Source organism: Pedobacter jaeyakensis (assembly GCF_054461315.1).
Genome location: NZ_CM136921.1, coordinates 4,374,776 through 4,386,677 on the forward strand (window position 1 = coordinate 4,374,776; position 11,902 = coordinate 4,386,677).

Annotated in this window: 11 protein-coding genes; 8 read left to right on the plus strand and 3 right to left on the minus strand. The window is 38.1% G+C overall.

From position 1 onward, the window contains the following. Positions 1–6: 6 nt before the first annotated feature. From ACXZ1K_RS19295 to ACXZ1K_RS19310, 4 genes are all read left to right on the plus strand, one after another. Complete coding sequence (locus tag ACXZ1K_RS19295; protein WP_458971320.1) at positions 7–867, plus strand: YitT family protein; 861 nt, start codon at positions 7–9, stop codon at positions 865–867. Positions 868–877: 10 nt separating this feature from the next. Next, the gene (locus ACXZ1K_RS19300; protein ID WP_458971321.1) at positions 878–1,810 is read left to right on the plus strand and encodes a bifunctional riboflavin kinase/FAD synthetase; all 933 of its coding nucleotides are present in this window, start codon (positions 878–880) and stop codon (positions 1,808–1,810) included. Between the two features lie 78 nt (positions 1,811–1,888). Further along, positions 1,889–4,108 carry a cation:proton antiporter domain-containing protein gene (locus ACXZ1K_RS19305; protein ID WP_458971322.1) on the plus strand — a complete coding sequence of 740 codons (2,220 nt, stop codon included), beginning with the start codon at positions 1,889–1,891 and terminating at the stop codon, positions 4,106–4,108. Positions 4,109–4,126: 18 nt separating this feature from the next. Then, positions 4,127–5,164: a DUF2157 domain-containing protein gene (locus ACXZ1K_RS19310; RefSeq protein ID WP_458971323.1), complete on the plus strand. Its 1,038-nt coding sequence runs from the start codon at positions 4,127–4,129 to the stop codon at positions 5,162–5,164. A gap of 1 nt (position 5,165) precedes the next feature. On the opposite strand, the gene ACXZ1K_RS19315 is transcribed toward ACXZ1K_RS19310, so the two are convergent. Together ACXZ1K_RS19315 and uvrA are read right to left on the minus strand one after the other, a co-directional pair. After that, entirely contained in the window at positions 5,166–5,786 is a 621-nt protein-coding gene (locus tag ACXZ1K_RS19315; protein ID WP_458971324.1) for a LysE family transporter, read from the minus strand. Between the two features lie 14 nt (positions 5,787–5,800). Then, positions 5,801–8,602, minus strand: coding sequence for an excinuclease ABC subunit UvrA (uvrA, locus tag ACXZ1K_RS19320; RefSeq protein ID WP_458971325.1), 2,802 nt, complete (start codon positions 8,600–8,602; stop codon positions 5,801–5,803). A 263-nt stretch (positions 8,603–8,865) separates the two neighbouring features. On the opposite strand from uvrA, the gene ACXZ1K_RS19325 reads away from it, so the two are divergent. The 4 genes from ACXZ1K_RS19325 (at position 8,866) to recA (ending at position 11,622) form a co-directional block, all read left to right on the plus strand. Then, positions 8,866–9,441, plus strand: coding sequence for an RNA polymerase sigma factor (locus tag ACXZ1K_RS19325; RefSeq protein ID WP_458971326.1), 576 nt, complete (start codon positions 8,866–8,868; stop codon positions 9,439–9,441). A 92-nt stretch (positions 9,442–9,533) separates the two neighbouring features. Further along, entirely contained in the window at positions 9,534–9,722 is a 189-nt protein-coding gene (locus ACXZ1K_RS19330; RefSeq protein ID WP_458971327.1) for a hypothetical protein, read from the plus strand. Positions 9,723–9,832: 110 nt separating this feature from the next. Then, positions 9,833–10,504, plus strand: coding sequence for an endonuclease III (gene nth, locus ACXZ1K_RS19335; protein WP_458971328.1), 672 nt, complete (start codon positions 9,833–9,835; stop codon positions 10,502–10,504). A 104-nt stretch (positions 10,505–10,608) separates the two neighbouring features. After that, entirely contained in the window at positions 10,609–11,622 is a 1,014-nt protein-coding gene (recA, locus tag ACXZ1K_RS19340) for a recombinase RecA (protein WP_458971329.1), read from the plus strand. 50 nt (positions 11,623–11,672) lie between these two features. On the opposite strand, the gene ACXZ1K_RS19345 is transcribed toward recA, so the two are convergent. After that, complete coding sequence (locus ACXZ1K_RS19345; RefSeq protein ID WP_458971330.1) at positions 11,673–11,885, minus strand: hypothetical protein; 213 nt, start codon at positions 11,883–11,885, stop codon at positions 11,673–11,675. Between the last annotated feature and the right edge of the window lie 17 nt (positions 11,886–11,902).

Consider the following 11,902-nt stretch of genomic DNA (forward strand, 5'->3'; position numbering starts at 1 on the left):
TCCATTATGGCAGCTCAAGCAAAAAAAAACGTCAGACATCTTAAGGAGCTTCTTTTGGTATGCCTGGGAATTGTGTGTGCCTGTTTTGGACTGAAAAGCTTTTTAATGCCCAATAATTTTGTGGATGGTGGAGTTACCGGAATTTCATTATTGATAAGCCGGTTAACAGGTTTAGAACTTTCCTACCTTATTCTCGCCATAAATATCCCATTCATTATCTTAGGATTTAAACAAATAGGCAAAGGATTTGCTTTTAAAACCGCTATCGCCATCTCGGTTCTAGCTATATCATTACACGTCTTACCATTTGAACCTGTAACTAGCGACAAATTGTTAATCGCTGTATTTGGCGGCTTATTCTTAGGTTCAGGGATTGGTTTGGCTATGCGTGGCGGATGCGTTATTGACGGGACTGAAGTACTGGCATTGTACATTAGCAGGAACAGCATCCTAACGGTAGGTAATATTATTTTGGCACTCAATATTTTAATATTTGGGTTTGTTGCCTATTTCTTGAACCTTGTAACAGCAATGTATTCGATACTGACATATTTATCTGCCTCTAAGATGGTAGATTTTGTAGTAAACGGACTGGAACAATACACGGGTGTAACTATCATTTCCGATAAGAATGACGACATCAAGAAGATCATCACAGATCAAATGAAACGCGGCGTTACGATATACAAAGGCGAAGGTGGCTATGGGATCAAAAAAGACATAGATATCTTATATACCGTTGTAACCAAGTTGGAGATGAGCAAATTGCAAAACGAGATCAGGCAGATTGATCCTGATGCTTTTGTGGTGCAGCAACAAATTGCCGATATTAAAGGCGGTGTAGTAAAGCGCCAATCTTTACATTAATAGAATTCCCTTGAAGATATATAATCATTTCTCTGAATTTAAAAAGCTAGACAATGCTGTAGTAACTATAGGCACCTTTGATGGGGTGCATTACGGACATCAGAAAATTATTAACCGACTTTGCGAACTTGCTAAAGCTACCGGTGGTGAATCCGTAATCCTTACTTTTTTTCCTCATCCCAGACTGATCATCGATCCAGAAAATCAGAACCTGAAGATGATCAACACCATTGATGAAAAGGCTAAAATATTGGCAGGATTGGGTGTAGATCATTTGATTATAACCCCATTTACCCGCGACTTCTCTAACCTGTGCCCTGCTGATTACATTAAAAACATCTTAGTCGACACAATTGGGGTTAAAAGCATTATAGTGGGTTATGACCATCGTTTTGGGAAGGACAGGCTTGGCGGAATGAAAGACCTGCAGGAATTTGCCAATTTATATGACTTCAAGATTGAGGAAATAGCAGAGCAAGATATCAATGAGGTAGCGGTTAGCTCAACAAAGATCAGGAATGCATTATTGAACGGAGAGGTTTCATTAGCGGCAGAATTTCTTGGTTACCACTTTTCTATATCCGGCAGGGTAATTAAAGGAGATAAAATTGGAAGGACAATTGGTTTTCCTACTGCCAATATATTTGTAGAAGAGACTTATAAATTGATTCCATCTGATGGGATTTATGCAGTAACCGTAGAACTCAATAACGAAATTTTTAAAGGCATGGCTTATATTGGTCAGCGCCCAACTATTAATGGAATGACCAGGAATATAGAGGTTAATATTTTCGACTTTAACCAGGAAATTTACGGACAATCAATCACCATGGATTTCCTGAAATTCTTAAGGCACGACGTTAAATTTACGGGTCTGGAAGCCTTAAAAGAGCAACTTCATAGAGACAAGGAAGCCACAATAGACTTCTTTAAAAACAGGTAGCATAACATAAAAGGGGCTTAAATATGCGGAAAAGGCATATTTTTTCATTATATTTACGAAAACCCCTTATTATTGCCTATGCACTTACCCGATTTAATTGCCGATTTAGGACTCATACTTGCCGCTGCTGGGATCACTACACTGATCTTTAAAAAGATAAAACAACCCTTAGTTCTTGGCTATATTTTGGCTGGTGTCTTGGTTGGTCCGCATCTTGATTTTTTACCTTCCGTTAGCGATAGTAAGAGCATTAATATTTGGGGAGAAATAGGGGTAATATTCCTTTTATTTAGCCTGGGGCTTGAATTTAGTTTCAAGAAACTGGTTAAAGTGGGCGGCTCTGCTTCCATTACTGCGATAGTTAAAGTAGGCTTTTTAATATTAGCCGGTTATGGTATTGGAAAGGGAATGGGCTGGTCAAATATGGACGGACTTTTCCTCGGTGGAATACTATCCATCTCCTCTACGATGATCACCATTAAAGCATTTGAGGAGTTGGGTATAAAGCATAAAAAATTTGCAGGCCTTGTATTCGGTGTATTGATTGTGGAAGACTTAGTAGCAATTCTGTTGTTGGTTTTATTCTCTACACTGGCAGTCAGTCAGCAGTCTGCCGGCTCAGAAATGTTATTTTCTATTCTTAAGTTAGGCTTCTTCCTTGTCCTGTGGTTTTTAGGCGGTATATTTTTGATACCAACTTTTTTAAAAGCCACAAAGAAATTAATGAATGATGAAACCATGTTAGTGGTTTCACTGGCCCTTTGCCTGGTTATGGTTTTACTTGCTGTTAAAGTTGGTTTCTCGCCAGCTCTGGGAGCCTTTATTATGGGATCTATTCTTGCAGAAACAACCCAGGCAGAACGCATTGAGCATTTAACAAAATCTGTTAAAGACTTGTTCTCGGCTGTGTTCTTTGTATCTGTTGGTATGCTGATTGATCCTGCGATGCTTGTTAAATATGCTACGCCCATTATATTGGTAACGTTAGTAATTATTTTGGGAAAGGTAGTTTTTACTGTCCTCGGTGCGTTGTTGGCAGGACAGCCCCTTAAAACCTCTGTACAGGCCGGTATGAGTCTTGCACAAATTGGAGAATTCTCCTTCATTATTGCAACGCTTGGAGTTACTTTAAAGGTTACGAGTGATTTCCTATACCCCATCGCAGTTGCGGCTGCTGCAATTACAACTTTTACCACACCATACCTCATAAAACTATCAGAACCATTCTACAAGTTTCTTGTGAAAATTTTGCCTGCCAAATGGCAGGACGCGATTGGAAGATATAGTACGGGTACAGAAGGGATTACTAAGCTGAGCGACTGGAAGATACTGCTCCGGGCTTACGCTTTTAACACTATTATACACTCCGTAATTATCATTGCTATAATATTTTTGGCATACCGTTTCTTACAACCCTTTATACAACTAAATATTGCATCTGGTCTAAACGGAACGATTATCAGCGTAGTGGTTTCTTTTGTACTGATGGCCCCATTCCTTTGGGCTTTATCGATAAGGAGGATACAACGCACAGCTTATTCCCACCTGTGGCTAAATAAACGATACACAAGAGGCCCGTTAATTACCATTGAGGTAATGAGGATTGCCCTGGGCGTTTTCTTTGTTGGTTTTTTGATGTATGAGTTCTTTGATACCCTGATTGCAGCATCAATTGCACTTTTGTTGATCATAATTGGTATGGTGGTCTTCTCAAGAAAGCTGCAAGCCTTCTACGATCAGTTAGAAAGAAGGTTCCTACTGAACTTAAATGCAAGAGAAGCTCAAAATGCACAACCTGAAATTTTGCCATGGGATACCCACCTGTCTGAAATGACAGTAGCACCTGAATCGCTACTGGTGGGTAAAACTTTAGTTGAGCTTTCTGTAAGAGAGAAATTTGGTGTGAACATCGCTTTAATTGAGCGCGGAAAAATCATGATCCCCACTCCCGGAAGAGACGAGCGGTTATATCCTAATGATAAAGTTTTGGTAATCGGAACCGACGATCAGTTAGCTGCTGTTAAGGAATTGTTTGAAACTGGTAATGATGAGAACAAAGAATCCACCTTTCCTAAAGAGGACATGGCTTTACAAAAGATCATTATTAATAGTAACTCTCCGGTTTACAATCAAAGCATTCGTACTTCTGGAATACGGGAAGCCACTCAGGGACTTGTGGTAGGTATTGAGCGTGCTGGCGCAAGGATTTTGAATCCGGATTCAGATCTTATATTTGAAAACGGCGATGTAGTCTGGATTGTGGGGAACAATAAAAAGATCCCGCAGTTGTTAAAATAGCGCGAAGCATCCCGAGAAATGAAAATAGATCAGGAAAAGAGCGAATTTTTAGATGAAATGCTTAACCATTGGCAACATCAACAATTGCTATCAAAGGAGGATGTGAAACGGCTTAAAGAAAGCTATGAGATAAAAACTTTCGATTGGAGACGATTGGCACAATATTCTTTTTGGATTGCAATGGCCTGTGGTGTAATTTCTCTCGGTGCATTATTAGTAGACGAAAAAATATTGAATTACTTGCGTTTCATCTTTGACGCGTCAGACTTGATGATCAGTGTAATTTCGGCAATCGCGGCTGTACTTATTTATTATTTTGCCTTTAAACGAAAAAAATCCAAGTCTCATCAGGTGTTTAGTAACGAGGCCCTAGTTTTTAGTGGGATTATGCTAACTGCGAATGCAATCGCCTACCTCGGCAAAGCATTAGATAACGGCAGCTCGCACTTCTCGTTGCTAATACTGGCCTCTGTATTTATCTATGGTATTCTAGCCTATGTTTTCCAATCCAGACTAATCTGGGCTTTTGTTTTACTTTCTCTTGGCGCCTGGTTTGGAACAGAGACGGGATATCTATCCAGGTGGAACTGGTATTTCATTGGTATGAATTATCCTTTAAGATTTGTTCTGTTTGGACTAGTAACTACAGCTGCATCATTTCTAATTAGAAAAATTGAAAAGATGGAGATTTTTTTCCAGGTAAACTACATCGCGGGGATGGTATATCTCTTTGTTTCACTATGGATGCTTTCCGTTTTTGGAAATTTCGGCACGCTTGAAGAGTGGTATGGCGTTAGGCAATTAAGTCTATTCTACTGGGGAATTATCTCTGCCGCCGTATCTATCCTCAGCATTTTTATAGGGTTGAAATACCGTGACGACATCGCACGTGAATTTGGCATCACTTTCTTATTTCTAAATCTATACACAAGGTATTTCGAATACTTTTGGGACAACTGGAACAAGGCATTATTTTTTAGTGTATTGGCTGTTTCTTTTTGGTTTATAGGACGACGGGCAGAAAAGATATGGAATCTGGAGTTCCTAAAGAAATAGCCTACTTAAGTAAATGTATGTAAACAATTTTGCAGATGTGATAAGCAGACAAGGCGAAGAACAGCAAAGCAATACCCTTGTTTACTTTGTAACTGGTAAGTGCAAATTTTTCCTGCACATATTGTGCAAACCTCGCAAAGCCATACAATGCTACTGCAGCACCCAAACCAGAACCAATACTAAAAATCGATAAAGAAAGATAACCAGTATTGATGTACTCATGAGAAATAAGGTAGGTGCCAACAAATAACCAATACGGAATTTGCATTGGATTGATCACCCCAAGCAATAAGCCATACCTGATGCTGTCTTTCTTTGAATAATCATTTTTAGGCATTTCTTTCCTGGAGCGCCAAGTTATCACTCCCAGTATACCGAACATCAAAATCATAATCACATCAATAATGTCTCCCAGTTTGATTTCACTGGACAGCCATTGAACGAAGCGCATAACGCCGAATGTGAATAAAACCTCCACCGAAGCAAAAGCTGCAATGAAATATAATGCTTGCCTAATACCACGGGTAATCGTGATCTGAACCACAGTAAGATTGATATTTCCTGGTGGAATATATCCAACAAGATTTAAAATGATTCCGAGAAAGAGTGTCAAAAAAAGCATTTGCGAAGATACAATTATTTCAAATGCGCCTTCAAATACTTCGCTGTATAGGAATCTTTGATCTTCACCAAATCCTCAGGAGTACCTTCAAAAACCACATTACCACCTCTATCTCCTCCTTCAGGACCAATATCTATCACCCAGTCTGCGGATTTAATCATATCCATATTGTGTTCAATGACCAATATCGTGTTGCCCTGTTCTATCAAAGTATTTAGGGCAATTAATAACTTTTTTATATCATGAAAGTGAAGGCCCGTAGTAGGCTCATCAAAAATAAAAAGTGTTTTATTGGCATTATTACCTTTAATTAAAAATGAAGCTAGTTTTATTCGTTGTGCTTCACCACCAGATAAGGTATTTGAAGATTGTCCTAAATGAACATAACCCAAACCTACATCAACCAGAGGCTGCAGTTTATTTAAGATTTTTGTTTCATTCCCGAAGAAAGCAACAGCTTCATCAATAGTCATGTCAAGGATGTCGGCAACATTTTTATCCTGGTAAACCACATCTAGCACTTGCTGTTTGAACCTTCTTCCTCCACAGGTTTCACAAGGCAGATAAATATCTGCCATAAACTGCATTTCTATCTTCACTTCTCCCTCACCCTGGCAAACGTCACAACGGCCGCCTTCAACATTGAATGAAAATGCTGCAGGCTTTAATCCGGCTGCCTTTGATGCAGGCAAAGCTGAAAATAGCGCTCTAATGTCGTCCCAGGCTTTAACATAAGTTACCGGATTGGATCTGGAAGAGCGTCCAATTGGATTCTGATCCACCATTTCCACCTGACTAACCAATTCGTAGTTACCAAAAATTCCATCATAGGCACCAGTTTGCTCTCCTGAGTAATTTCCAATTGCCTTTTGAAGTGCTGGATAAAGTATCTTTTTGATCAAACTGGTTTTCCCAGAACCAGATACACCACTTACCACCGTAAAAACACCTAATGGAAACTTAACATCAATGTTTTTTAGGTTATTCTCCCTGGCACCCTTGATCATTACGTGGTCTTTCCACGCACGTCTTTTTCCGGGCACAGCAATCTGTTCCTTTCCGGAAAGGTATTTACCGGTTAAACTATTTTTGTCTTTAATGATCTGGTCGTAAGTGCCACTAAAGACCAAATTGCCACCATGGGTTCCCGCCATTGGCCCTATATCAATAATATGATCAGCCGCCCTCATCATCTCCTCTTCATGCTCTACCACCAATACCGTATTACCAACATTTCTTAAGGAAACAAGGACTTCAATTAACTTATTGGTATCTCGTGGATGCAAACCAATACTAGGCTCGTCCAATACGTAAACCGAGCCAACCAGACTGCTTCCAAGAGAGGTAGCCAGATTGATGCGTTGAGATTCTCCCCCAGATAAGGTATTGGAAAGTCGGTTTAAAGTCAAATACCCTAAACCAACATTATTTAAATAGAGAATACGATTAGATATTTCAGCTAGTAACCGCTTGGCGATTTTCGTTTCAGTAGTAGAAAGTTCAAGGCCATCAAAGAAATTGAGAATGGTTTCCAATGGCATCAGAACCATATCAACGATTGATTTGCCATTGATCTTAACATATGACGCATCTTTTCGAAGTCTGGAACCCTTGCAATCCGGGCATACAGTTTTCCCCCGGTATCGGGATAACATAACCCGGTACTGAATTTTATAAGTCTGTTCTTCAAGTTCTTTGAAAAAAGCATCCAAGCCTTGAAAATGACTATTACCTGTCCAAACTAATTTTTGCTGTGCTTCAGTTAGTTCGTTAAAAGGTCTATGAATTGGAAAGTCGAACTTAGCAGATGTTTTAATTAGCTTGTTCAGCCATTCTCGCATTTTTTCGCCTCTCCATGGAGCAACGGCATTATCAAACACACTTTTGCTTTTATCTGGAATCACAAGATCTTCGTCTATCCCTATTACATTGCCATAGCCCTCACACCTTTTACAGGCTCCGTAAGGATTGTTGAAACTGAAAAAATTTGGAGTTGGCTCTTCAAAACGCATCTCATCAAGCTCAAATCGGTCACAAAAATGCCTCTGTTCTATACCGTAAGCCACATAACAATCACCTTTACCTTCAAAAAAAGCAGTTTGCACGGAATCAGCTATACGACTAAGTGTTTCCTCTTCATTGTTAACAACGATACGATCGATAAGTATTTTTACAGTATGTTCATCTTGCAGTTCAAAATCAACAAATGACTCGTCTTCAAGAATGTTTTCTATCTTTTGAATAGTATCCTGATAGGAAATTCTTAAAAATCCTTTTTGAAGCAACACAGCCAATTCTTCTTTAATGGAGCGGTTATTATGTGGAAATAACGGACAAAAAATAGTTACCGTAGCATCATCCCCTAAACTAATAATAAAATCTACTACTGTACTTACGGTATCTTTCTTGACCACATCACCCGATATTGGCGAGTAGGTTTTGCCAATTCTAGAGAAAAGAAGTTTCAAATAATCATAAACCTCTGTTGATGTTCCTACAGTAGATCTTGGATTAGAAGTAATAACTTTCTGTTCAATGGCTATAGCAGGAGCGATACCTTTAATATAATCTACATCAGGCTTATTCATCCGCCCCATAAACTGCCTGGCGTAAGAAGAAAGGCTTTCAACATATCTCCTCTGACCCTCCGCATACAGCGTATCAAATGCTAAAGAGGACTTCCCTGATCCTGACATTCCTGTAATAACAACAAGTTTATTTTTTGGAATGGCAACATCTATGTTTTTGAGATTGTGTACTCTGGCACCCTTTATGATAATATGTTTATGCGGATCTTTATCTATTTCTTTGCTCATTGATGTTTTGATGGAAGCTGCAAATATACCTGAAATATTGGACATGCAGTTTTGAAACAATAGGCTAAAATGATGCCACCGGAAAAGGAATTTTATTTTTTAACATTTTTTATATTGAAATCTGATAAAAAAATGCTTCTTTTGAATTAATAACTGTTTAAGCAATTCACACATCTAACATTAATAGGAGAATCGATATCGAATCAAACATCTACTAAGTATTTTTTTAGCAAACAGCAAGGGAATTTAGTAAGGGGACTCCTATGAAACTACAACATTATAACGATCAGGATCTGATAAAATTATATCTAAGCGGAGAAGAATCTGTTTTAGAAGAACTTTTACGCAGGCACAAATCAAAGATCTACACTTCAATATATCTGTTGGTTAAGGACCAATATTTAGCAGAAGACATTTTTCAAGACGCTTTTATTAAAGTCATTAATACTTTAAGATCTGGCAAATACAATGAAGAAGGTAAATTTTTACCATGGGTAATGAGAATTGCCCATAATTTGGTAATAGATTACTTCAGACGTGAAAAAAGAGCTCCGATAATTACCAGTGCAGATGGCACAGATGTCTTTAACCTTTTACAGTTTCAGGAAGAAAGTGCAGAGGATAAGATTCTGAGAGAACAAACGCATCTCGATCTTAGAACAATGATCAGGTTATTACCAGACGACCAAAAAGAGGTTTTGATCATGCGCCATTATGCAGATCTTAGCTTTAAAGAGATCGCTGACCTAACAGGCGTAAGCATTAATACAGCGCTAGGTAGAATGAGGTATGCCTTAAGTAACCTTAGAAAGATGATGAAAGTGAAAGAAATTTCCTAACACTGAGAATTTTAACCGAAAATTATTTTTTTACGTAAAATAAATTATAATTGATTACGTTGTATAAGAAAATTTAAACTCGTTAATCGCTTATGATGGAAACCTCTACTTCAATTAATCAATTAAATTACGAAAAATCAATCATGGAATCTGCTATTGAAAATATAGATTCTTCTGATTTGGCGTTTTACGAAAACATTAGGCCTCAGCTTGATGCTCTAAACAGAAATCCTTCAGATGAATCCATCAGGAAGATTCTTGCGTACGCCAGTAAAAAGTAATTGAAATCAAAAAATCCGGTTCTTCGAAAGGTGGGTTGGACGACAGCCGTTAGCCAACTTTTTGAAGAACCTGTCTTTGATTCTAAGTCTAATTTTATATAAGTTTGTCAATGCTCAAAAAAGAACGTTACAAACTTTTTGTGTCTCATTTTTCCGTTAAACAGCCAAATGCTGAAACAGAATTGCACTACAACAACCCTTTTCAGCTTTTAACAGCAGTAATCCTTTCCGCACAGTGCACAGACAAAAGGATCAACTTAGTTACACCCGCGTTATTTAATCGTTTCCCCAACCCTAAATCGCTTTCGGAAGTTACACCCGATCTGGTATTTGATTACATAAGAAGCGTAAGTTACCCAAATAACAAAGCAAAACATCTTGTTGGGATGGCAAAAATGCTTGTTGAGGAATTTGGCGGGGAGGTTCCTTCAGACATCAACGAATTGCAAAGACTGCCTGGAGTAGGAAGAAAAACTGCAAATGTTATTGCATCTGTGATTTATAATGCGCCTGCTATGGCGGTTGACACCCATGTTTTTAGAGTAGCAAACCGTATTGGTTTATCTAGCGGTAAAACGCCTCTCGCAGTCGAGAAGGAACTTGTTAAATACTTACCAGAAGAAACGATTCATGTTGCTCACCATTGGCTGATTCTACATGGGAGGTATGTTTGCGTAGCAAGATCACCTAAATGCAGTATCTGTGAAATAACAAGCTTTTGCAAATATTTTCAACGAACGAACAAATTGACTAATATTTTTAGTTTGGATGTGAATCTATAAAAAAAATATCTATGAATCCCTTGCATTTAGATTTAAATAATATTTATATTTGCTAATATATTTAGTAGATCAGTAAACTAGAACAAATTCATTTAATAAATAATATGAGCACAAGCGCAGATAAATTAAAAGCATTACAACTCACCCTTGACAAACTAGAGAAATCGTATGGTAAGGGAACAGTTATGAAACTTGGCGATAATGCAGTAGAAGCAATTGAATCCATTTCTACAGGATCTATTAGCTTAGATATTGCGTTAGGAATTGGTGGAGTGCCGAAGGGGAGAGTAATTGAAATATACGGACCAGAGTCTTCAGGTAAAACAACTTTGGCAACTCACATTATAGCTGAAGCTCAGAAAAAAGGAGGTATTGCAGCAATTATCGATGCAGAGCATGCATTTGATAAAGGTTATGCTAAAAAACTCGGAGTAGATGTAGATAATTTATTGATCTCTCAACCAGATAATGGTGAACAGGCTTTAGAAATTGCAGACAACTTAATCAGGTCTGGAGCAATTGATGTAATTGTGATTGACTCGGTTGCCGCGTTGGTTCCTAAGGCGGAGATTGAAGGAGAAATGGGTGATTCAAAAATGGGTCTTCAAGCAAGACTGATGTCACAAGCACTTAGAAAGCTAACAGGAACAATTGCTAAGACCGGATGCTGCTGTATTTTTATCAACCAATTAAGGGAAAAAATTGGAGTTATGTTTGGGAATCCAGAGACTACTACTGGTGGTAATGCGTTAAAGTTTTATGCTTCAGTTCGTCTTGATATCAGAAGAACGTCACAGATTAAGGATTCGGATGAAGTGTCAGGAAATAGAGTAAAGGTAAAGATCGTTAAAAACAAAGTTGCACCGCCATTCCGTATTGCTGAATTCGATATCATGTTTGGCGAGGGGATTTCTAAAACAGGAGAAATCATTGACCTTGGTGTAGATTTCAATATTATTAAAAAAGCTGGATCTTGGTTCTCATATGGAGAAACTAAACTTGGACAAGGTAGAGATGCAGTAAAACAATTACTGCTCGACAATCCAGAACTTTCTGAAGAAATAGAAGCAAAAATTAGAGCCGAAGTAACTGGAGAAAAATTAGAAGAAAAGTTATAATATTTATAGATAATAAAAAAGGGGCTTACCAAAATAAGCCCCTTTTTTTATTATCTATAACTTGGAGATTGTGCCTTACCATTCATCGGTGAGTTGTTCTCCATAAAGGTACTATCGAATTTCACGATCGCATATATCGCTACTACTGCCATTGCAACCAGCACAAGTAGCCCCAAATAGTTTCTCTTTTTATCCTTTTTAATTATCCAAACCAAGAATACTACTAATGGAAGCAGCATCAATCCAAAGAAAACAAAACTCATCACACCCATAACTATTT

Coding starts and splice junctions, on each gene's coding strand:
- ACXZ1K_RS19345 (WP_458971330.1), bottom strand. CDS start 11,885: ATGAGTTTTGTTTTCTTTGGATTGATGCTGCTTCCATTAGTAGTATTC.
- uvrA (WP_458971325.1), bottom strand. CDS start 8,602: ATGAGCAAAGAAATAGATAAAGATCCGCATAAACATATTATCATAAAG.
- ACXZ1K_RS19310 (WP_458971323.1), top strand. CDS start 4,127: ATGAAAATAGATCAGGAAAAGAGCGAATTTTTAGATGAAATGCTTAAC.
- nth (WP_458971328.1), top strand. CDS start 9,833: ATGCTCAAAAAAGAACGTTACAAACTTTTTGTGTCTCATTTTTCCGTT.
- ACXZ1K_RS19295 (WP_458971320.1), top strand. CDS start 7: ATGGCAGCTCAAGCAAAAAAAAACGTCAGACATCTTAAGGAGCTTCTT.
- ACXZ1K_RS19305 (WP_458971322.1), top strand. CDS start 1,889: ATGCACTTACCCGATTTAATTGCCGATTTAGGACTCATACTTGCCGCT.
- ACXZ1K_RS19330 (WP_458971327.1), top strand. CDS start 9,534: ATGATGGAAACCTCTACTTCAATTAATCAATTAAATTACGAAAAATCA.
- recA (WP_458971329.1), top strand. CDS start 10,609: ATGAGCACAAGCGCAGATAAATTAAAAGCATTACAACTCACCCTTGAC.
- ACXZ1K_RS19325 (WP_458971326.1), top strand. CDS start 8,866: ATGAAACTACAACATTATAACGATCAGGATCTGATAAAATTATATCTA.
- ACXZ1K_RS19315 (WP_458971324.1), bottom strand. CDS start 5,786: ATGCTTTTTTTGACACTCTTTCTCGGAATCATTTTAAATCTTGTTGGA.